Here is a 22,111-nt window from a genome sequence, read left to right on the forward strand (position 1 = left end):
ACCTTAGGCTCTACGATTTTCAATGGCAGCAATCCACGCTTGATTCGCTAAGTACCAATCAATTGTTTTATGCAATCCCTCTTGGAGTGTTACTTGGGGCATCCATCCGAGTTGTTGTAATTTACTAGCATCTATGGCATATCTAAAGTCGTGTCCTTTGCGATCTTCCACAAAATGGATAAGCTTTCTACTGTCTCCTGCTTCGCGCATCAAGGCGGTGTCTAGTAAATCACACAAGAGTTGAACAATCTCTAAATTTGTCACTTCGTTATTCCCACCAACGTTATAGGTTTCTCCTAATTTACCGTGGGCAAGAATAAAGAGAATCGCCTGAGCGTGGTCTTCTACATACAACCAATCGCGAATATTAGAGCCTGTGCCGTACACTGGAATTGGTTTTTGGTGTAATATACATTGGATGGTTAGGGGAATCAGCTTTTCAGGGTACTGATTAGGCCCATAGTTATTAGAACAATTACTAATCAAATAAGGCATTTGATAGGTTTCACCATAAGCGCGGACAAAGTGATCAGAACTAGCTTTTGAAGCGGAATAGGGAGAATTTGGCGAATAGGCTGTAGATTCAACAAATAAGCCTTCAGTGCCTAAAGTGCCGTACACCTCATCTGTGCTAATGTGATAAAATACTTTCCCCTTCCAATTACCTTCCCACAGTTGACGAAAGGCGTTTAACAGAACAACCGTTCCCAAAACATTTGTCGTGACAAAAGCCAACGGGTCGACAATGGATCGATCCACGTGAGATTCGGCTGCCAAATGAACGATATGCGTAAACTGGTATGTGGCAAATAACTGGTTAATAAAGGCTTCATCGCGAATATCGCCTTGAACAAATTGATAATTCGGAGCTTGTTCAAGTCCTGTTAGGTTGGCTACATTCCCTGCATACGTCAACAAATCTAAATTGACGATTACTGCTTCGGGATATGTTTCTATCAAGTTTCTAACCACATGGCTTCCTATAAAGCCTGCGCCTCCGGTAATTAATATGCGTTTTGAATCTTTCATGCCTTTTTTACTAGCGATTGATCACAAATATAGGTATAAAAAAACTACGCATACCTAGATAAGCGCAGCTTTATATAAACAAAAAAGGCCTATAAACATAGACCTTTTGTATTAGTTATTTAACATAACAGGCATAACAAGCATTGTAACTGCTTCTCCGTCTTCTAAACCATCTACGGGTGTTAGAATCCCTGCTCTGTTTGGCAATGACATTTCTAATTGAATCTCATCAGACTGAAGGTTGTTCAACATCTCCAACAAGAATCTTGAATTAAACCCGATTTGCATATCATCTCCTTGGTAATCACAAGTAAGACGCTCGTCCGCTTTGTTTGAGTAGTCGATATCTTCTGCTGAAATATTCAACTCTGTACCAGCAATACGCAATCTGATTTGGTGTGTTGTTTTATTGGCATAGATTGCCACACGACGAACAGAATTCAAGAATTGAACGCGGTTTAGCAATAATCTATTTGGATTTTCCTTTGGAATTACAGCTTCGTAGTTTGGATATTTTCCGTCAATTAAACGACAAGTTAAAGCGTAGTTATCAAAGGTAAACTTCGCATTTGAATCATTAAATTCAATTACAACATCCGCACCTGAGGCCATTAAGATATTTTTCAAAATATTCAATGGTTTCTTCGGCATGATAAAGCTTGCTTCACTTGGCGAAGTAATATCTGTACGAGAATATTTCACTAATTTATGTGCATCTGTAGCAACGAAAATCAATCCTGTTGGAGCAAACTGAAAGAATACTCCAGACATAACAGGTCTTAAATCATCATTTCCTGCTGCGAATATCGTTTTACTGATCGCTGTTGCCAATACGCCAGCAGATACTTCTGTTCTCGATGGATCTTCTAAGCTTTCTGCTTTTGGGAATTCATCTCCTGCTGAATAAGCTAACACATACTTACCAACATCAGAACTAATTTCAATCGTATTGTTTTCCTTTACTGAGAAAGTCAATGGTTGCTCAGGAAATGTTTTCAATGTTTCCAACAATAACTTAGCAGGAACAGCGATACTTCCTTGACTAGTTGATTCTATCTCTAGGCTAGCAGACATTGTTGTTTCTAAGTCAGAAGCTGAAACTCTCAAGATATTATTATCTAATTCAAACAAGAAATTGTCTAAAATATGCAATGTATTACTACTACTAATAACACTTCCTAACACCTGTAATTGCTTCAATAAATAGGAACTCGATACTATAAACTTCATATTAAAATATTTTTATATGTAAAAGGCTTTACACCTACAAATATATTCGTTTAACTTCAATAATAAAAGCAGAATCTACACTACTTTTTAACAAAAGCCTTTCTTTTGAAGAAAGAAAACAAAAATCCAATCAAGAGTACTACGAGAATTGGAATTCCTAAAACAATAATTTGAATCGTTGAATAACGTTCAAAAACACGCATCTTGTCTAGCACTGGAATTTTAACTTCCTTAGTACGAAGATTAATCAGTCCTGAATCATCCAAAAGATAGTTTACAGCATTAAACAAAAACTCCTTATTTCCATACAATTTATTAGTCCATTTATCATAGCCTAATTCCATGGGTTGGTAGTTTTGATCGAGTTGATTTTTTATAATATCACCGTCACTGATGACAATCATTTTGGTTTCTTCGCTTCTTTTTTTCGCATTTGGTAATGCAAATGGCAAGATTCTATTTTCAAAAACAGACTTAAATTGTCCTTCTAACAGAACACCTAAGATGTAATTTCCTTTATTTTTATAGTGTTCAGGCGAAGTTTCTTCATTGATCATATTCAAATTAATTTCCGTTGGAGTACCCACGGTTAAAGAATAAGCAGAAGATTGCAACAGCACTGTTTTTTTGATATCATTTTTCAAGGTGTCGATTGGAGATACAAAATCCAAGCGAACGCCTTCTATATTTTTTACAATTGGATGCGTAGATTCTGGATACACAAATGGAGCGAACTTCCAAATAAATTCTCCATATTGCGTTTCACTTCCTTGACGACCTAGCGCCAATTTAATAGGAGTAGCTACCTCGTCTTTTACTAATAAGGGATTAATCCTCACCCCGTATTTAAACAACATCTCTCCAAGTGATTGGTCTTTGGGATAAGCAAATAGAGATCCTTTAGCGCGTAAGCTGTCGAAGTCGGCTTGAACCTGATCCAACAACCACAGCGTTTTACCGCCATTCATTATAAATTGATCCAACACTTCAATTTGTTTTTCGTCAAACTCCTTCGTCGGTTTAGCCATAATTGCTAGATCGAATTCTTGCAATTGTGCTAAAGTTGCTTGTGGTGATTGAGCCACCGAATCTAACGTGAAGGGCGCAAGGTGATAATTATCTTTGGCACTAATTAGAAAATCAGCCAGATAAGGATCCTCTAGTTGACCATTGCCTTTTAAAATGGCGATCTTTTTCGACTTAGGTAGGTTGACTTTTGCAATAGCCTCGGTAAAAGCATACTCCAAGTGTTGAATCGACGTTAATACTTTTTCTTCTGTATTAGCGCCAATCATATTTTTCAACAATTGCACTTTGACCATTTGTTCCCCTTTGCTGACAAAAGCCCAAGGAAAAACTAATGCTTGTGATTGGATTCCCTTATTGTTTACGGTGAGAGTCACCGGTTTTGCACCGAGTTCGTATAAATTACTGACAATTTGATCTTCCGTTGCACCTCCTTCTTCTAAAGGATTGACAAATCGAAATAAAATATTGGGATTTTCAGCACTAAACTCCTCCAATAGCTGGCGAGTTTCACCTTGTAACTTCACAAATTCTTGAGAAAACTGACCTTCTAACAGGACCTCTATTAAAATTGGTTCTGTGACTTGATCAATAATGTCATTGGTAATAGGCGAAAGAGTATAACGCTTGTCTTGCGTTAAATCAAAACGATGATATACATAAGCTCCAATTGCATTTAACAGTACAATTCCTGCAATAAAAATTCCGAGCTGAACAATATTTTTCTTTGTTTCTCTTTTCATTATTTGCGCAATTGATTAATTCGAAATACGGTTAAACTCAAGAATACAGCAGAGAAAGAGAGGAAATAAAGAAGGTCTCTTGTATCGATTACCCCTTTAGAAATACTGCTAAAATGGGCGTTAATTCCAAATTTCCCTATACCGTGTATGGCTTGAATGCGATCTAACATCATCAATCCGTAAGAAGCGATTAAGCAGAATACAACAGCTAAAATAAACGACACCACTTGATTACTAGTAAGCGAGGAGGCAAAAATCCCCATAGCTACATAGGCAGCTCCGAGGAATACTAGTCCCAAGTACGAACCTATAACACTCCCCATATCAAAAGTCTGTCCTGCTAATAGATTATTTTGCAACACCCAAACATATACCAGTGTAGGCAGAATAGCTAAAATCACCAGCACCAATACACCAAAAAACTTTCCCAAGACGATTTGCCAAGGGGACAACGGTTTGGTCAATAGCAATTCTATGGTTCCCTGTTTGATCTCTTCTGAGAAACTTCTCATAGTCACTGCGGGAATTAAAAATAAAAATACCCAAGGAGACAAAAAGAAAAAAGGAGATAAATCAGCAAAACCACTTTGGGGAATGTTGTAATCTCCGTCAAACACCCAAAGAAACAATCCATTAATAATCAAAAAAACAATGATGACTAAGTAGCCAATGGGCGATCCAAAGAAGGATTTAATTTCGCGCAAACACAGTGCTTTCATATCGTAAATGCGATTATTTTAATGTAGCATATTTGTCCACACTCCAGGCTTCTGCTTTTTCCTTAAACAACGTTTTAAAATAAGGCCATACTTCGCCAAATAACGTCGATTTTTTATAGGTTGCTAGATCAGCTTCTTCAGACCAATAGCTGTAGGTAAAAAAGATATTCGTTTGGTGTTTATCACGGTAGACTTCTAAGAATTGGCAACCGGGAAAGTTGCGAATTTGATCTTTATATTTTTCAAAATGATTTAAAAAATCATCGATTTTATCCTCTTGTAAGGTAAGTTTTACTATACGTACAAACATATTTTTTTACTTTAGATTAGGCTTCACTAAATTCGATAAACAACTGATCTTCTAGATTCACACCCAAGAGCGTTCGAATAGAACCACCAGGTTCATTAGTTGTAGAATACATAATGGCGATTACCAATTGCCCAACTTCATTGAACAAAGCGAGTAATTCTCCTGCTTTTCCACTCAGTTCACTAGGATCATTGGCATTAAAATCGGCATAGTATTCATTTATTTTTGTAATTGTACGATTTTTTATTCGAATACCAAAGTTTCTTCCACGCCCAACTTGTTCAAATACCTCTCTAGATATGTTACTCACAAGATTACCAAACTTATCCTCATAGACATAGGTTCCAATAATCAGATTGGGCTTTATCGTTAGATTTTCAACCAGGAGATTCATTTTATACAAGCTGTCAATAGGCTGACCAATGGCGTGTAATTCTTTTCCTTCGCACAATTGATAAGCGCAATAGACAAAGACGTCATTAGTACTCATCCCTTCGACGTGATTAATGGCAACTGCTTGTTCAAATTGATGTGTTCCCAACGTAACTGCGATTGCGCCATTATCCGTTCCAATAAAATAGTGATCTTGATATTTTACGCAAATAGCGGGGGAAAAAGGCAAGATAGCAGATGCAACAGACAAAATATGAATGCTTCCTTTCGGAAAATGGCTATAGGCCATAGAAAGTACGAATCCCGCATCGGCCACTCGATAATTTCTCACACCATGCGAGATATCCACTACATTACAATTTTGAATATTAGAATATATCTTCCCTTTTAAAACTCCTACATAATAATCGGTATATCCAAAATCAGTTGTTAATGTAATTATTCGCTGCATTATTTTTTAGTCTCTGTTTTTATAAGAAAAATCAAATTTTTATAGTAGATTTGAAATACAAAATTAGACTATTTTTTTAATTAATTCGTATTAGTATTGAACGAAAGAATAATAGAACTCTCGGAAATTAGCCCTAAAGAGTTTTGGGGACCACAAGACTTACATTTAGACGTCTTAAAAAAGCTTTATCCACGTGTTAAAATCATCGCACGAGGATCTTTGTTAAAAATCTATGGAGAAGAAGAGGTTTTAGATGAATTCGAACGCAAATTTGTGCGTCTGATAAAATACTTTACTCGATATAATAAAATTGATGAGAATGCGATTGAGCGCATTGTGATGGATAGCGATTTACAGCAAACCACAGCACTAGATGATGTTTTAGTGCACGGCGTTGGCGGAAAGCTAATCAAGGCAATGACAGACAATCAACAAAAACTAGTCAAATTTGTAGAGAAAAACGATATGGTTTTTGCCATAGGCCCAGCGGGTACTGGAAAAACATATACGGGTGTTGCTTTGGCCGTTCGCGCCTTAAAAAACAAAGAAGTCAAGCGAATCATTTTAACTCGACCCGCAGTAGAAGCAGGTGAAAACCTTGGTTTTTTACCTGGGGATATGAAAGAAAAATTAGATCCGTATATGCAACCCTTATACGATGCATTGCGCGATATGATTCCCCCTCAAACCTTAGAAGACTATCTTTTCAAAGGAGTGATTCAAATTGCACCTTTGGCTTTTATGAGAGGTAGAACCTTGGACAATGCTTTTGTAATCTTGGATGAAGCACAAAATACAACCCATTCTCAGATGAAAATGTTTTTAACGCGTATGGGTAAAAACGCTAAATTCATCATTACTGGAGATCCCGGTCAGATCGACTTACCGCGCAAAGTTTCTTCTGGATTAAAAGAAGCCATCGAAATTCTTAAAGATGTTGAAGGAATTGGTATGTTATACTTAGACGATAAAGATATTGTTCGTCACAAATTAGTGAAGCGCATTGTCAATGCTTATAAAATAGTGGAAGACCGAAGAGATGCGGTTAAACCAGAGGATATAAAAAAGGTTGAAAACAATTAAGTTTTCAACCTTTTCTTATTACAAATTATTTACTCCCAATGTTATACGTTATAGGTATCTCTAAAAAACTGCAATTTTAGATCTTCTCCTATAAATAAATTCAAATCATCTCCATCTAATTCATAGCGATCGCACTCTTCAAGAATTTCTAACAATTCTTTTTCTCTGCTCTCGTTTAATGAAACATAATCAGGGGAGAGTACAATTTTGAAAGCGATGTTATCGCCTTCACAGCGCAGATCACCATAAATCATGTGATTGCCACCGCTGCCAGAAAAACTACGCGTATTGACATCAATACACACTAAAGGAATTTGATTAATACCCAGTTCTTCAATTTTCTTATTTTCAAAGGCTTTGAACACCCAGTTACCCGATAATTTTTTATCGTATAAGTAGTGTCCAAAACATGCAAAGTCAGTTTCAATTCCGTCTTTCTTACTTAAACTCACGGCCACCGAATGATCAAATCTACCGTCTAAAAAAGAGCGAGCACTATCGTCTTTGTAAATGACGATCTCAATTTTTTCATTCGCACTAGCTGAACGGTACACCCTACCCTCACCTTCAATCAGTGGTTCCTCATAAGGAAAAACAATTTTTACATTGGGTTTTAAACTAGCGTACACAATTCCCTTTTTACTGATGGTAATCGTTTGCAACGAATCTTGTGCTAGTATCTTAAAAAACACTCCCTCTGAATCTTCTTTTTTCAAGAGATCCAGTTGCTTTGTATCATTTTCTTTCTGCCCTTTTTCAGTTAAATTATCACTTCCACAAGAGGGAAATAACGAAACAGTTAAAGCCAATATCATATTCTCAATCTTTTACGTTACAAAGATAAACCCAAACAACATACCAAAAAAAACCAACTTTTTTTATTTAGTAATAATTTAACTTTTATTACTCATTATTTTAGAGTTTCAAGTATAAAATTAAATAAATTATTGTAAATAAAAAAATAATATTACTTAAAAATAAAAGATAAAATCAATAATTTAACAAATACTTGTAAACGAGTATAAAAAACCACTCTCTTAGCTAATTAACAATTTTAACGTAGCTTATAACGGTTCCCCTTAATAAAATCAAAAAGGAAATCCTCTTTTTATTTAAGGCAGCTGTTGCATTTCTACAAAACAGGGAAAAAAGCAAAGCAAAGTTCTCATTTTACACTATTTTTTACTAAAAACTAAAACAGAGGAGTTGGGGTAATCTTCTTTTTATATAACGAGAACTACTTGCTATTATTTCACCTTCATCATTTTTTTTATTTGAATAAAAGAAAGCCTTTTTACGATGTATTGGGTGTGCATAATGTTTTTATGTCAGAATGCCCCAGGGAGAAAAGAAGAAAACAACAATACAGTTGTTCTCAACTGTAGCAAGAATATAGCAGTAATAGAACACAAGATATCAAACAGTTAAAAAGGGAAATAATATACTCAAAAGCAAAGTTTTTTTTCGTTCTTCAACATTGCTATTTTATGTTGTGCTTGCTTTTTCAGTTTATTATAAAATAAAAAAAACTGTTTGCACCAAAGGGAGAAACAGTTTAAAACAATAAATTATGTCTTTTAAAATACAGGAGTGATGCCATCGCTATAGTAAAGTAGTTTTATATCCTGTTTGACGTAAACAAAACATTAAATCATCTTCATTATTGCTAATGCAATACACGCGAATCGTTGAATTGTCCATTTTCTGAAAAATAGGCTTAAAGCTTTTTGGCAAACTTGCATAAAAAGGGTCCATTTCTTTTAACTCATACTTTGGATCTATATCAACAGTAACTAACACCACAAATTCATTTGATTTTAATACAATTGGTAATTTCATAACTATCTTTTTTATTTAATTCTATCGAAATTTAAAAAAAAAATCAGACAATTCATATTTTGCGCTAAAAATAGTTCGTATATCTCGCGTAAAAACCTATAAATAAAAGAACATATGTGAAATTAAATTCGTTTTTTTACCTCTTTTGATTTAATACGTACTAAAAATATAATTACAAAAAGGATATAGTGGCGAAACGTCTATTTGTTATACACTATTAAATAAATGTTATAGTTCCATACTATGATGTATTTTACCTACTTTTGCTTTCTATAAAACAGTAAGAGCAACTAACAACTTAGACAATGCAAAACATTCCTAGTGTTAACTTACGTGATTTCCTATCGGATGACCCGGTACGTAAACAAAAGTTTGTAAATGAAATCGGCCAAGCCTACGAAGAAATTGGATTCGTAGCATTAAAAGGACACTTCTTAGACGATCAATTAGTTGAGAATCTCTACACAGAAGTCCGCAATTTTTTCAACCTTCCCTTAGAGACCAAGAAAAAATACGAAATCCCAGGCATTGGAGGCCAAAGGGGATATGTATCTTTTGGTAAAGAGCACGCCAAAGGGCGATCTGAAGGTGACTTAAAAGAGTTTTTCCACTTTGGACAGTATGTAGAGAACAATGCTGAACTGGAAAAAAGCTATCCTGCCAACGTTGTGGTAGAGGAGCTGCCACAGTTTAACCCCATCGGAAAGCAAACGTATCAAATGCTTGAAAAAACAGGAGTATACGTGTTAAGAGCATTGGCACTTTACTTGGGACTTGAAGAATTTTACTTTGACAAATTTGTCAAAAACGGAAACAGTATTTTACGTCCAATCCACTACCCACCTATCACGCATGAACCTAAAAATGCGGTTCGCGCAGCAGCCCATGGCGACATCAACTTGATTACCTTATTAATGGGGGCACAGGGAAAAGGATTACAAGTACAGAATCACAAGGGCGAATGGATTGACGCTATCGCAGCAGATGATGAATTAGTGATCAACGTTGGGGATATGTTGTCTAGACATTCGAATAACCGCTTAAAATCAACTATTCACCAAGTGGTGAATCCTCCTAGAGAACTATGGGGTACCTCGAGATTTTCTATTCCTTTCTTCATGCATCCCGTGAGCGATATGCCTTTGGATTGTTTAGAAAACTGTATCGATGAGACACATCCAAAAAAATTCGACGACATTACAGCAGGTGAATTTCTACACCAACGCTTAGTTGAACTGGGATTAATAAAATAATATTTTGGTGATGGGAACTGGGGGGAGGAAATACTAACTCTCCCCTTTCCATTTTCCACTTTCTCCTCTCCCATTTTACCTTTTTTTATTACCTTTGAATGATAGCAATAAATTTGATACCTAAAACCTAGTAAGTAAAATGGCAAAAAAAATCAGCAGTTTAGAAGATCTTGGTGGTTTTGTTTTTTCAACCAATAAGGACTTTGAATTGAGTCAAGATGAAGGAATTGACACCCTACCTCCCCAGGAGCAACGATTAGAAGCTCATTTAGACAAAAAAAATAGAGGGGGTAAAATTGCCACAATTATTAAAGGTTTTGAAGGAAATGACGACGATTTAAAGGCGCTAGCTAAAGAGTTGAAAACACTTTGTGGCGTTGGAGGAAGTGCCAAAGACAGTGAGATTATCATTCAGGGTAATTTTCGCGATAAGATCATGGAGTATTTACAAAAGAAAGGCTACAAAGTAAAACGTGTAGGCGGTTAAAAAATAAAGAGCATGAAAATAAAATCATCTGAACTTATTTTAAATCCGGATGGCAGTGTATACCATTTGAATTTAAGACCCGAACACTTAGCGGAAAACATCATTTTTGTTGGCGATCAGAATCGCGTAGATCGAATCTCAAGACATTTTGATACGATTGAATTTTCAACGCAAAAAAGGGAGTTTAAAACGCATACTGGAACGTACAAGGGCAAGCGTTTTTCTGTAATTTCAACAGGGATTGGACCGGATAACATTGATATTGTTGTCAATGAAATTGACGCTTTATTCAACATTGATTTAGAGACAAGGGAAATTAAAAAAGACCTGACTTCGGTAAATATTGTTCGCATTGGAACTTCTGGTTCTCTGCAAGCGGATATTCCTGTCAATAGTTTCGTTCTCTCTCAATATGGATTAGGCTTGGACAATATGATGCGTTCCTACCTGATTGAGGATATTACTGATTATGCCATGGAGGAGGCTTTTATTGCTCATACACAATGGGATTTAAGAAAAGGACGCCCCTACTTTATTCAGAATAGTCCTTGGTTGGAGGAGCAATTGAGCAGTGAGCAAACATTCAAAGGAATTACGGGAACTGCGGGTGGATTCTACGGGCCACAAGGACGCGTATTGCGTTTACCTATTCAAGATCCAGCCTTGAACCACAAAATTGACAATTTTGCGTTTAACGACTACCGCATTACCAATTTTGAAATGGAAACCTCTGCAATTTATGGTTTAGCGAAATTGCTAGGACATCACGCTGTTTCTTTAAACACAATCATTGCCAACCGCGCCAATGGCACTTTTTCGGAAGATCCGTATGCAGCAGTTGATCAATTGATTCTATACACATTAGATAAATTAAGCAAAATATAGTTTAGTATTCTTTTCATAAAAAAGCGCAGTTTGGCTGCGCTTTTTTTATTTTTTATAATACGCTTGCAAGTTAAATCCTAAATGGGCATTGTACAATTCGTACTGTTCATCTAGGGTCGCTGTTAGGTGAATGTGCTCTTTGGTCACAGGGTGTTCAAAAGTCAGCGCTACAGCGTGTAGCAGCATAGCGGTTAAGCCAAATTGATCCAACCACAGTTTATTTTGCTTGTTGCATCCATGTGGACGGCTTCCTAGAATAGGGTGAAAAATATGTTTAAAATGCTTGCGCAACTGGTGTTGACGCCCAGTTTCTGGATAGGCTTCAACTAAAGAATAACGCGAAGTTGCATGTTTTCCGAAGGGAATAGCCACCTCCACGCGCTCTAGCGTTTTATAATACGTTTTTGCCTCTTGCACTTGACCGCTGTCATTAGTCAGCGCATAGTCTATTGTTTCTTCATCCACAGTATAACCACGTACTATAGCCAAATACTTTTTCTCAACCTGCCGCGTAGCAAAAATAGCATTGAGCTGCTTTAAAACTTCTTTGTCCAAAGCAAATAACAATACTCCTGAGGTTTTTCGGTCTAATCGATGAACGGGATAGACGTATTGCCCTATTTGATCGCGCAAAAGCTGTACGGCATACTCTTGGATATCACTGGCTATAAACGACTTGTGCACCAATAAATCACGAGGTTTATTAATAGCTACTACATATTGATCTTGATACAAAATTTCTAACATCTCGCAAAGATACTTCAACTTGATTACTACCAAAGCCATTGGTATAATATATGCGCTAGTTTTTAAATAAAATGATACATTTGCTAACTTTTTTACCTTTCCTATGACGACCGAAGTATCTTCAAAAACAGGTTTTTTTGCACTTATCAAGCAATCCTTTTCCAATGAAAATCTAGACTTAACAAAGATTCCAACGAATAAAGCGGTGCTTTTATTGGCGATTCCCATGATGTTTGAGATGCTGATGGAATCGGTTTTTGCTTTAGTTGATTTGTATTTTGTCGGTCACCTGAAAGAGAGCGCCTATGCCATACAAACGGTAGGGTTAACAGAGTCTCTACTATCGATTATATATGCGATTTGCATTGGGATTAGCATGGCTGCCACGGCAATTATTGCGCGTCGTATAGGAGAGAAAGACAGGGAACAAGCGTCTATTCATGCGGCACAAGCAATTTCTATCGCTTCAATTATCACAATTATTTTGAGTTTCTTTGGCTTTATTTACGCCAAAGATTGGTTGATTTGGATGGGTGCCTCAGCGGAATCTGCAGCCTATGGCTACAACTATACGCGTATCCTATTGGTGAGTTGTGTATCCATCATGATGCTCTTTTTAATCAATGGTATTTTTCGAGGCGCAGGAAATGCAGCGATTGCCATGAAGAGTTTGTGGTTAGGGAATCTTATCAATATTGTGCTGTGCCCTATTCTCGTGAGAGGTTGGTGGATATTTCCTGAAATGGGGTTAGACGGTGCGGCATATTCCACAGCGATCGGACGCAGTGCGGGAGTATTGTATCAAATTTACTTCTTAACGCGTAAAGACTCGTTAATTCAACTGAAATGGCAGTACTTTAAAATGCAAGGGGAAAAGGTTTGGCACATTTTAAAAATAGCTATCCCTGGCATGGTCCAATACATGATTTCAACGTGTAGCTGGGTGATTTTAGCCCGCATTGTCGCTCAGAGTAGTGGTGAAATCGGGTCGTCTGGTTTCTTGACTTGCTTGCGCTTAATGATTTTCTTTATTTTACCCGCTTGGGGATTGAGCAATGCTGCCTCTACTTTAGTTGGGCAACACTTGGGAAATAAAGATCCACAACGCGCCGCTCAATCCGTTATGACAACCCTAAAATACAACGTAATCTACATGCTAGTTGTAACCGTAATCTTCTTTACCATGGCAGATTACCTAGCCTCTATCTTTACGACACAAGAGGACATCAAATCGGTTGCTATTCTAGCGATGTACATAGGTGCCAGTGGTTTTGTTTTTTACGGAATAGGAATGACGCTAATGAATGCCTTTAACGGTGCAGGCGACACGCTTACGCCTTCCATTCTTAACTTTGTAGGATTCTGGCTCTTCCAAATTCCACTAGCTTACGCTCTTGTTTACTATTTTAACTGGGGAGCCGAAGGTGTTTTTATTGCTATTCCTGCTGCGGAAACACTCATCGCAGTATTAGCTTTTATTGCTTTTAAACGAGGAAAATGGAAACTGAAACAAGTGTAATAGTTAGGGGTTGAATGAGAAATACTTAGACCAATCTTCATCTAAAAAACACTGTTTGAAATAGACTAATCCACCAAACGTAAAATGATATACTAAAAAGGGAATGGCTTGCAATTACAAGCCATTCCCTTTTTAGTATATCATGCGCCCCATGCTGTTCACTACTTGCGAATCATATCTACATGAGGTATGCCATCTTCCAAATACTCTGCTGAAACAGTCTCAAAGCCAAACGAGCTGTAGAACTTCTTTAAGTAGGTTTGCGCTCCGATTTGAATAGGCTGTTGGTCAAATTCTTCTTCAATTTTTTCGATGGTTAGGGCGAGTAAGATTTTGCCTAATCCGTCTTTTCTATGTGCTTGATCCACGACAACTCTACCAATTGAAATTTCTTTATAACTCAGTCCCGGTGGAACAATTCGAGCATAAGCAATTACCTTTCCGTGTTGTGTTGCAAATACATGTAGGCAATTTTTATCTTTACCATCCAATTCAGGATAAGGACAATTTTGTTCCACTACAAAAATATTGGTGCGCAATTGCATGATATCATACAACTCATCCAATGTCAATTCCTCAAATGCTTTTGTGTGCCAATGAATGCTATTCATATCTTGAAAATTTTAAACAAAAGTACGTATTTATGTGATTTTCTCCCTCTCCTTTTTTTAGTTATATCCACTTAATGGGGCAACAATAAAAATACGCTTATAGCGAAGCCATTGTTTAAAACGTGAAAGAGATAACCATACCAAAATCCAAAACGCATGCGCAAATACCCCATTCCCAATCCTAGAATAAATTGAGGCAGGGTAATAATTGGAGCTAAAAGGATGACACGTATGGGAAAATCTTCAAAATTAAAAATGTGGATTAAGGCAAAAGAAAAGGACAAGCCATAAAAGATCAAGGGAAAGTAAGTATTCCATCCCTTAGCCATTGCTGCTGTATATTTGAAGCATACACTGATGAAAGCAACCAGTGCTAGTATGAGTAGCAGGGTGAAGTACAGCATTCCATTTTCCGTATATTTTTCGATTACTGCAGAAGCGGCTTGCCCCATATACAGGACAAAGGCCACTGCGCCTACTAACACATAGCGCAAGCGAAAACGCATGGCTAATCGAAAGGCTACCTCTTCCAATAAAGGACCGATTAACACAGCGAATACAATAAATCCGGCTATGCCAATTTGCTGCATTACTTCCTCAAATCGATCGTGTTGTGGCACATCAATAATAGAATCGACCAAAACACCACCAAATATGATAAATACAAATAGGCAACACCATAAACGGAACAGGTGTACAATTGCTTGTGCAGGTGTATGGGAACTTTTTTCAGTAGTAGGTCTTCGCAAAAAAGACAGGAAATCAAGCAGTAATTGACGGGTAGACATTTTTTTTTATTTATAGACAATCAAGGTAGTAAAAAGATACAATAAAAAAAGCCAAAAGAAATTCCTTTTGGCTTTTTTTTATCTTGTGTCTCTATCAACTAGAACAATCCTTTCAATGCATCTATAGCCCCACCAAGACCTTCTTTTCCTCCTGTTAAAGAACCTAACATATCTTTTAGTCCTCCTCCATTACCCTCGCTTAAACCGCTTAGTAAATCTGTAAGTTGAAATCCACTTTCTCCGCCTTGTACTTTAGATACGATCATTTCAATTACCGATGGAATTACAGTATCTGCAAAGTTTGATGCCACTCCTTCTGGCAATCCAATTTTCTCTGTCAAACCTGAAACGAGATTTCCAATCATTCCCGATACCATTGGATTGGAAGTTAAGTTGCTAACTCCTCCACTCAATAGATCAGTTAATCCGCCGATATTACCACTACTGATACTATCTTTGAAACCGTTGATAATACTGTCGCCTGTTTCTTTGGTAACGGCTCCGGTTAAATCACTAGAGATAGCTGATCCACTTACTTCCTTAGCAGATACTTGTTCAATCAATTTTGTTATTTGCTCTAACATACTATTTGTTTTTTGAATAAATCTACGCAATTAATTTAATAATTCTCGCATTTTATTTTGTATTTCACTCCAAATATCATGTTGGCTTTCGTGTGTTGCTGTTCCAATATTTGGTGAAAGTGAAAACGCTGGTTGCATGAGTACTTGTATTGCCGGATGGGGTTCCTCTTCAAAGCGATCTAATCCAGCAAAAAGGATAGTTTCTTTGTTTACCTCATCGACTAAATCGACTTCATTAATTGCCTCAGGATAAGCACAATTCACAATACCAATTAGGTTAACTGCTTGCTCAAAAGTGTCTTTATTCACTACATAACGTTGGAAATACTTTGTGTGAATAGAAATAAAATGAGCTTGAGCAGCTAATTCGCTCAGGGGAATAGCTTCCAAATCAATTGGAAATACAAGGCCATTAGGCAATTCGAACGCTGCCTTTACTTTTGGTGTAGCACTATCGCTATACACCACATGCATCCCTAGTCCCAATGCCTTTTGTGCGAGCAATTGCCCTGCTAAATTCATCCCTATTATCCCCAAAGTCTTTCCTGATAGTTCAACTCCTGAACTATACGATTGCTGTAGAGATTTAAACATCGTATCTCCTTCTAAGGGCATATTTCTATTGGCTTCTTGCAACAACCTTGCACCGCTAAACAAGTGCGCTAAGACCATTTCTGCCGTGGCATTAGCCAACGCTTCTTCTGCCCAAATAACGCTAATTCCATTGCTCTTAATGTGATCAATACTTTCTAAATTGACTGTCACTCCAGCAAAGACAATTGCTTTTAGATGATTGAGTTCGTCAATCATGCGTTTGGTCAACAAGGTTCCTTGTTGAATTAAAAGTATATCGATTTCATTTTTTTGGGTATAGGCCACCAATTGCTCATGGGCTACGCGTACCTCTTTTACTTCAAAACCGAAAGTTTCTAAATTGTGTTTGATATCTTCTGGTATACCATCATTGGCTAATACTCTCATCGTGTTCTTTTTTATTCGTTAGACCTTCGTCTTCATTTGGTGCATAACCGTTGTTAGTGCAGCTACACTTTCGAGTGGAACAGCATTATACAACGATGCTCGATATCCTCCAACAGATCGATGTCCTTTTACGTTTTCGATATTGGCTTGTGTACATAGTTGATCAAACACTTGATTCATTTGTTCTTCTGCAAAGCGAAACGTTACATTCATCTTTGATCGATCTTCAACTGCAGCTACGCCGTTTACAAAATCCAATTGGTCAATAGTCTGATACAGCAAAGCAGCTTTTTGATTATTAACGCGTTCAATGGCAGCTACTCCCCCTTGTTGTTTCAGCCATCTAAAATTCAATAAACACGTATATACTGCAAATACATTGGCGGTATGATACAAACTATCCGTATTAATATGTTCTTGATAATCCATCATTTGAGGGATTAGGCGTTGGGTTTTTCCGAGTATTTCCTCTTTGACCAAAATAAGGCTAACACCTGCTGGTCCTATATTTTTCTGTGCTCCTGCATAGATTAAATCCAACTGATCGTAGGCAAATTCACGGGAATAAATATCTGAGCTCATATCGCATACCAAGGGTGCATTTGTTTTGGGAATATAGTTAAACTGCGTACCGTAAATGGTGTTATTTGATGTAAAATGCAAATAATCTAGTGCTTCCTCTACGTGGATTTCCTTTGGGATGTAGGTGTATGCTTGGTCCTCTGAGCTTGCTACAATGGAGACCTCTCCCATTAGTTGTGCTTGTTCAATGGCTTTGGCAGACCAGGTTCCTGTGTTGATGTATCCCGCTTTTTGTCGCATCAAATTATACGGAACACGCAAGAATTCCATACTTGCTCCTCCTTGTAAAAACAACGCGACATATCCTTTGTTTTGCAGGCCTAATAATTCTAGACTCAATGCTCTTGCCTCTTCTAAAACCGCCAGAAACGCCTTACTACGGTGGGAGATGGATAAAATAGACATTCCCGTATGTTCGAAATTGAGAATGGCTTGTGATGCTTGTTCATACACCGTCTGTGGCAATAAACAAGGACCTGCACAAAAGTTATGTATGTTTTTCATTGTCTTATAGTTTCAATAAAAACGCAAGTGTATCCACTTGGTCAGCGTAATCCCAAAGTTGTGGGGATTGAGTTTGTCCAAATGCGATACTATCCGCAGTAAGTTTATTTGAAACGATGCACTGTATTTTCTCGTGATCGTTTTTCAATCGTTCAATTACATCCTCCATATCGTCGTAATATTCATAATACACAGAGGAAATGGGAGAGGCGTAAGAAACGTCTTCTTTGATCGTCAAAAAGCCATTGTCTAACAATTTGAATTCACTCATCAAGAAAACGGCTTTATTATAGTCGTAGTTATGGGCATATTTTTCATAGAAAATTACGTCCTTTTGGGCGTACATTCCTTGAAAGAAAGCCTCAAAATCGTATCCTCTTGGAACGAATAATTTAGATACATTTCGACAACCTAAACCGTAATAAGTAAAGATATCTTTGCTCAATTCGGTCAATTGTTCAGGTGTTTCTTCCCCAGTTAATATAGCAACTGAATTTCTATTTTTTCGAATAATATGCGGTACGTTGCTAAAGTAGTAGTCAAAATAACGAGCGGTATTATTACTTCCCGTTGCGATAACAGCGTCAAATCCTTCCATTTTTCCTGTGATAAACACGAGGCGTTCAGCAAACTGAGGTTCTACGGTTTGTAGGTATTCTGCTAAAAGAGGCAGTAATTTTTGATCGTTAGACGACAATTTAACAAGGGCAATATTTCCAGAAATCAGCACGGAAATCAGATCGTGAAATCCCACTAAAGGGACATTTCCCGCTAAGATAAGGCCTACTTTTTTCAACGGTTCTATTGAAAAATCATAAGCAGAGCACCATTGGTTTATATTTTCTTCTGTTAAAGCATTTGCCCATGATTGAATGGCAAATAGAACTTGTTCCTTTACAAACCATCCATTATAGTGGACTGATGTTTCGATTAGAGTCTCAAATGAAGAAAAAAAAGTATCATTATGTTCAACTTTTTCACTTTTTACAAATTCATTTGTAGCAAATTGTCTTAAAAAATCTCCTAACGTTACGAATGCTTTTTTTTTAGCTTCTAAATCCATATTGATTTGTTTCTGAAATGTTTTGGGTGTAAATTTGTAGCAAAGTTAATACATAAAAAACAAAATATAAGCTATGGCAATCATTATAACTGACGAATGCATAAATTGCGGTGCTTGTGAACCTGAGTGCCCGAACAATGCGATATACGAGGGAGCTGACGATTGGAGATATAAAGACGGGACAGCCTTAAGAGGAAGTGTTGTTTTACCTGATGGAACAGAAGTTGATGCTGATGCAGCTCAAGATCCTGTTTCGGACGAGTTTTACTACATTGTTCCTTCTAAGTGTACAGAATGTAAAGGCTTCCACGAAGAACCACAATGTGCTGCTGTTTGTCCTGTTGATTGTTGTATTCCAGACGACAATCACGTCGAAAGTGAAGAAACACTTTTGAATAGACAAGCTTTTTTACACAATCACTAGTCGGTGACAGCAGAAAAATTCACAGCTCAATGCTGAGATATTATAAAGAAAAAGAGATTTGGCATCACACCAAATCTCTTTTTTTTATTCCTTTTTCTTAGAGGATAATAGAAAATAAACGACGTAAAACCACCCTAAAAATCCGTGAAGGATAGCCCAGAGTACCGAGTTATTACGCGACCAGGAGGCAACAATAGCTATTACAGAACCTGTTAAGCCTATTCCGCCAAGCAATCCTTCACTTGTAGTTGAATTGGCAAATGCGGTTGTTCCTACCAACAACATCATCATCACTAACACATACTTATTCATAATTCTATTTTTTTGTTTACTATATAGCGTCAAAAAAACAAAATAATCCAAAAAAAAGCAGGTTAAAGTGTCAATTCTATTTGTGTTTATTTTGATGTTGGTTGATGCTTTTATAGATTTCTACTGTTTTCATTACGGTATACGCCTGCATCTTATGTTGCAAATACAACGCATGACTAGAGGTGTTATCCCCTACTTGTAGTTTTCTCTTTTGCTGATTGCTCCAGGTATAGTAATAGGGTTGATTGTTTTCAATAGCGATTGCTCCCTTATCATCGGCGATAAAACTGTAATCATTTAAGGCAAATCGGTGTTCTACCTCAGGGTCAAAGAGATCATCTCCCGTATAAAAATAGGTCGCATCGGAAAGCGCTAAATTAAATATAGTAGGAAATATATCTTTGTGTGAAGCCAAAACATCTGCGTCAAAAAAGGCCGGTTTATACTGTTCTGGAATATACATCAAAATAGGGACACTTCGCTTTAAGAATCCTTCTTCTGGTGTATATTCAAATACTTGGCGAATGTTGTGATCTCCTGAAGCTACAACAATTGTATTTTCCCCTAACGGAGAATTGCGAATTTCTTTGATGAAGCGAGCGAGTTCAGAAGCCGCATATTGATGGGAGTAAAAATTAGCGTAAGCTGTTTTCTCATCGACGCGGATTTTCTTCTTCATCTCTTCACTCATGGTGATGGGTTTCTTTTTGAAATATGAAGGCACTTCGAAAGGTGTGTGGTTACTAATGGTCAATCCAAAAATAAACGCAGGCCTTTTTGTTTCTTGTAGGGTTTCACGGATATAGTCAAAGAGATATCCATCGTGAACGCCCCAAGCGAATTCCTCTGCGGTAGGAAATTTTTCTTGGATGAAATTTTTTCCTTGAATAATATCAAACTTTTGATGCTTAATCATATTATCGATATTTCGCCACGAAATACTTGCTCCTGTTAAAAAATAGGTTTCATACCCGCTATTTTTGAAAGGAATAGCAATTGAACTCGAAAAAGGGGTATCGAAATATACCGATTGAGAGATGATGGTTTTTGGGGTACCAATCAAAAAGTCTTCCAGTGTTTGAATGGTCCCATTATAAGCCGATAAACTGTTTTTAAAATAGTATAAATTAGGCAGTTCTTCACTTAAATCGCCTAGTAAGTTTAACGTTTCACTATTCAAATCGAAGTAGTGGTTACTCATACTTTCCATTTGTAAAAACACCACATTGGGAGGGTTTTGTTGAAGAAACTCTCGGTGTTTTGTTTTTGTAAATAGCGATTGATCAAACAATTCACGCTCACTATCTCCTTTATATCCCAATTGAACCTCTTCAACACTTGCAAATCCATTGGAGGCTAATTCGTGTTCTACATCAGGACGAATCGCGTTGTCCTTTCGTTCGGAATTGGCAAACTTCAAAGAATATAAAGCATTATAACACAGTGAATTTACAAATTCATTTTTTGAAATATTGGTATGTTCTCTTCTCAACGTAAATACACCAACACTTCCCCTCATTCCAATGAAAAATAAAGGAAATACCAACAAGGTGATCACCGCATATATTTTTGCACGCGGTTGTACTGGATTTACTCGTTTGTTTTTGACTTTTTTACTCCAATACAACCAAGCAATTATCACTAAAACATAGACCAATCCAATGGCAAACAAGGGGTAATCTGTCCATACCGATGTTAATACAGCTGTTGTGTCGTCGTTGAAGATTCCAAAGAACAGCAAGTTGATGTGAGATTGAAAAAATTGATAGAAAAAATAATCAATTACGATTAAGGTAAGGAAAACAATCGCTACAAATAGTAAATAGTAGCGTGAAAAATTGGCGTAAAATCGACTAAATCCCTCTTCATTTTTTTTGGGAATGAACAAAGAGGTTAACCAAAAAAGAACCAAAGGCAAAAAGCCATAACAGATAGCAGATACATCAAAACGCGCACCTACAATAAAAGCTTCAGCTATTTTCCACTTTTCTTGCACAAAAACTTCTGATGCTCCGTAGCTCAACAAAAACACCAAACGCCCTACGGCAAATAACAAGACAAAAAACAAAAAATAGTTCAGTCCACGATATACCGTTTTTCGAAAAAGATTGAGATTCATATTCTATTTTTTCACATACTTTAATTCGCAAAAGTAAGAATTAAATAACAGTTACTTAATGCAACTACTAAGAAATGCACCTACTTTTTAATCTTGTACTATCGAGCTGTACGTATAGTAAACCTTATATTTAGTTTTTATGTTGCATTTTCTATATTTTACTAGTTCGACTCCTTTCTTGCTTTTCCGTATATGGGGTATTCTTCAAAAATAACTATAAATAGGGATTTCTCATTTTGTAAAAAAAACTGAATTTTGACTTTGTAAGAATGAGAAAAATTGCGCTGAAAAAGAAAACGATTACTTACAATTTTGTTTACAATCGCTCGCTCCTATTGCGGGCGATTTTTTTCTGTACTGAAGGTATAATAAGCACACAAGCACCCTTCGAAATTTCCCTAGAATTAGGGATAATTTGCCTAGAGATTT

General features: G+C 36.8%; 23 protein-coding genes. 6 read left to right on the plus strand and 17 right to left on the minus strand.

Annotation, left to right across the window (positions count from 1 at the left end; translation table 11 throughout):
- Window positions 1-3: 3 nt before the first annotated feature.
- The 6 genes from rfbB to HX062_RS12060 all read right to left on the minus strand — a co-directional run bounded on the left by rfbB (window position 4) and on the right by HX062_RS12060 (window position 5,901).
- Window positions 4-1,029 carry a dTDP-glucose 4,6-dehydratase gene (gene rfbB / locus HX062_RS12035; RefSeq protein WP_182626945.1) on the minus strand — a complete coding sequence of 342 codons (1,026 nt, stop codon included), beginning with the start codon at window positions 1,027-1,029 and terminating at the stop codon, window positions 4-6.
- 111 nt (window positions 1,030-1,140) lie between these two features.
- Complete coding sequence (gene dnaN, locus HX062_RS12040; RefSeq protein ID WP_182626947.1) at window positions 1,141-2,259, minus strand: DNA polymerase III subunit beta; 1,119 nt, start codon at window positions 2,257-2,259, stop codon at window positions 1,141-1,143.
- An 80-nt stretch (window positions 2,260-2,339) separates the two neighbouring features.
- Entirely contained in the window at window positions 2,340-4,028 is a 1,689-nt protein-coding gene (gene gldG / locus HX062_RS12045; protein ID WP_182626949.1) for a gliding motility-associated ABC transporter substrate-binding protein GldG, read from the minus strand.
- Window positions 4,028-4,747 carry a gliding motility-associated ABC transporter permease subunit GldF gene (gldF, locus tag HX062_RS12050; RefSeq protein ID WP_182626951.1) on the minus strand — a complete coding sequence of 240 codons (720 nt, stop codon included), beginning with the start codon at window positions 4,745-4,747 and terminating at the stop codon, window positions 4,028-4,030. The genes gldG and gldF overlap by 1 nt, the downstream gene beginning before the upstream one ends.
- 13 nt (window positions 4,748-4,760) lie before the next feature.
- Window positions 4,761-5,057, minus strand: coding sequence for a putative quinol monooxygenase (locus HX062_RS12055; RefSeq protein WP_182626952.1), 297 nt, complete (start codon window positions 5,055-5,057; stop codon window positions 4,761-4,763).
- Between the two features lie 16 nt (window positions 5,058-5,073).
- A complete protein-coding gene (locus HX062_RS12060) occupies window positions 5,074-5,901 on the minus strand; it encodes an SAM hydrolase/SAM-dependent halogenase family protein (protein WP_182626954.1) in 828 nt (275 codons plus the stop codon).
- A gap of 96 nt (window positions 5,902-5,997) precedes the next feature.
- On the opposite strand from HX062_RS12060, the gene HX062_RS12065 reads away from it, so the two are divergent.
- Window positions 5,998-6,984 (plus strand): PhoH family protein, encoded by a 987-nt coding sequence (locus HX062_RS12065; RefSeq protein ID WP_182626956.1) that lies wholly within the window; start codon window positions 5,998-6,000, stop codon window positions 6,982-6,984.
- 41 nt (window positions 6,985-7,025) lie between these two features.
- Here HX062_RS12065 and HX062_RS12070 read toward each other — a convergent pair whose 3' ends face one another.
- Together HX062_RS12070 and HX062_RS12075 are read right to left on the minus strand one after the other, a co-directional pair.
- The gene (locus HX062_RS12070; RefSeq protein ID WP_182626958.1) at window positions 7,026-7,799 is read right to left on the minus strand and encodes a hypothetical protein; all 774 of its coding nucleotides are present in this window, start codon (window positions 7,797-7,799) and stop codon (window positions 7,026-7,028) included.
- A 787-nt stretch (window positions 7,800-8,586) separates the two neighbouring features.
- Window positions 8,587-8,823, minus strand: a complete 237-nt coding sequence (locus tag HX062_RS12075; RefSeq protein ID WP_182626960.1) for a hypothetical protein — start codon at window positions 8,821-8,823, stop codon at window positions 8,587-8,589.
- A gap of 305 nt (window positions 8,824-9,128) precedes the next feature.
- Between HX062_RS12075 and HX062_RS12080 the strand changes: the two genes are divergently transcribed.
- The 3 genes from HX062_RS12080 to HX062_RS12090 all read left to right on the plus strand — a co-directional run bounded on the left by HX062_RS12080 (window position 9,129) and on the right by HX062_RS12090 (window position 11,448).
- Window positions 9,129-10,076 carry an isopenicillin N synthase family dioxygenase gene (locus tag HX062_RS12080; RefSeq protein ID WP_286467587.1) on the plus strand — a complete coding sequence of 316 codons (948 nt, stop codon included), beginning with the start codon at window positions 9,129-9,131 and terminating at the stop codon, window positions 10,074-10,076.
- A 139-nt stretch (window positions 10,077-10,215) separates the two neighbouring features.
- Window positions 10,216-10,563 carry a translation initiation factor gene (locus HX062_RS12085; RefSeq protein WP_182626965.1) on the plus strand — a complete coding sequence of 116 codons (348 nt, stop codon included), beginning with the start codon at window positions 10,216-10,218 and terminating at the stop codon, window positions 10,561-10,563.
- 12 nt (window positions 10,564-10,575) lie between these two features.
- Window positions 10,576-11,448 carry a nucleoside phosphorylase gene (locus HX062_RS12090; RefSeq protein WP_182626967.1) on the plus strand — a complete coding sequence of 291 codons (873 nt, stop codon included), beginning with the start codon at window positions 10,576-10,578 and terminating at the stop codon, window positions 11,446-11,448.
- 45 nt (window positions 11,449-11,493) lie between these two features.
- Here HX062_RS12090 and HX062_RS12095 read toward each other — a convergent pair whose 3' ends face one another.
- On the minus strand, window positions 11,494-12,195 hold the full coding sequence (locus tag HX062_RS12095; protein WP_286467589.1) for a pseudouridine synthase: 702 nt from the start codon (window positions 12,193-12,195) through the stop codon (window positions 11,494-11,496).
- Between the two features lie 103 nt (window positions 12,196-12,298).
- Between HX062_RS12095 and HX062_RS12100 the strand changes: the two genes are divergently transcribed.
- Window positions 12,299-13,714: an MATE family efflux transporter gene (locus HX062_RS12100; RefSeq protein ID WP_182626970.1), complete on the plus strand. Its 1,416-nt coding sequence runs from the start codon at window positions 12,299-12,301 to the stop codon at window positions 13,712-13,714.
- 161 nt (window positions 13,715-13,875) lie between these two features.
- Here the strand turns inward: HX062_RS12100 and HX062_RS12105 are convergent, their stop codons facing one another.
- The 6 genes from HX062_RS12105 to HX062_RS12130 form a co-directional block, all read right to left on the minus strand.
- Window positions 13,876-14,325 (minus strand): GNAT family N-acetyltransferase, encoded by a 450-nt coding sequence (locus HX062_RS12105; protein ID WP_286467590.1) that lies wholly within the window; start codon window positions 14,323-14,325, stop codon window positions 13,876-13,878.
- Window positions 14,326-14,396: 71 nt separating this feature from the next.
- Window positions 14,397-15,113: a CPBP family glutamic-type intramembrane protease gene (locus HX062_RS12110; protein WP_286467591.1), complete on the minus strand. Its 717-nt coding sequence runs from the start codon at window positions 15,111-15,113 to the stop codon at window positions 14,397-14,399.
- A gap of 98 nt (window positions 15,114-15,211) precedes the next feature.
- Entirely contained in the window at window positions 15,212-15,697 is a 486-nt protein-coding gene (locus HX062_RS12115) for a hypothetical protein (RefSeq protein ID WP_182626975.1), read from the minus strand.
- A 30-nt stretch (window positions 15,698-15,727) separates the two neighbouring features.
- Window positions 15,728-16,678, minus strand: a complete 951-nt coding sequence (locus HX062_RS12120) for an NAD(P)-dependent oxidoreductase (protein ID WP_182626976.1) — start codon at window positions 16,676-16,678, stop codon at window positions 15,728-15,730.
- A gap of 18 nt (window positions 16,679-16,696) precedes the next feature.
- Entirely contained in the window at window positions 16,697-17,764 is a 1,068-nt protein-coding gene (gene serC, locus HX062_RS12125; protein ID WP_286467592.1) for a 3-phosphoserine/phosphohydroxythreonine transaminase, read from the minus strand.
- A gap of 4 nt (window positions 17,765-17,768) precedes the next feature.
- Window positions 17,769-18,827, minus strand: a complete 1,059-nt coding sequence (locus HX062_RS12130; RefSeq protein ID WP_286467594.1) for an acyl-CoA reductase — start codon at window positions 18,825-18,827, stop codon at window positions 17,769-17,771.
- A gap of 73 nt (window positions 18,828-18,900) precedes the next feature.
- Between HX062_RS12130 and HX062_RS12135 the strand changes: the two genes are divergently transcribed.
- Window positions 18,901-19,251, plus strand: a complete 351-nt coding sequence (locus tag HX062_RS12135; RefSeq protein ID WP_286442186.1) for a 4Fe-4S dicluster domain-containing protein — start codon at window positions 18,901-18,903, stop codon at window positions 19,249-19,251.
- 84 nt (window positions 19,252-19,335) lie between these two features.
- On the opposite strand, the gene HX062_RS12140 is transcribed toward HX062_RS12135, so the two are convergent.
- Together HX062_RS12140 and HX062_RS12145 are read right to left on the minus strand one after the other, a co-directional pair.
- Window positions 19,336-19,563 carry a hypothetical protein gene (locus tag HX062_RS12140; protein ID WP_286467595.1) on the minus strand — a complete coding sequence of 76 codons (228 nt, stop codon included), beginning with the start codon at window positions 19,561-19,563 and terminating at the stop codon, window positions 19,336-19,338.
- Window positions 19,564-19,639: 76 nt separating this feature from the next.
- Entirely contained in the window at window positions 19,640-21,682 is a 2,043-nt protein-coding gene (locus tag HX062_RS12145) for an LTA synthase family protein (RefSeq protein ID WP_286467596.1), read from the minus strand.
- Window positions 21,683-22,111: the final 429 nt, after the last annotated feature.

Origin of the sequence: Myroides sp. DF42-4-2 (assembly GCF_030326445.1) — a bacterium.
Taxonomy (GTDB): Bacteria; Bacteroidota; Bacteroidia; order Flavobacteriales; family Flavobacteriaceae; genus Flavobacterium.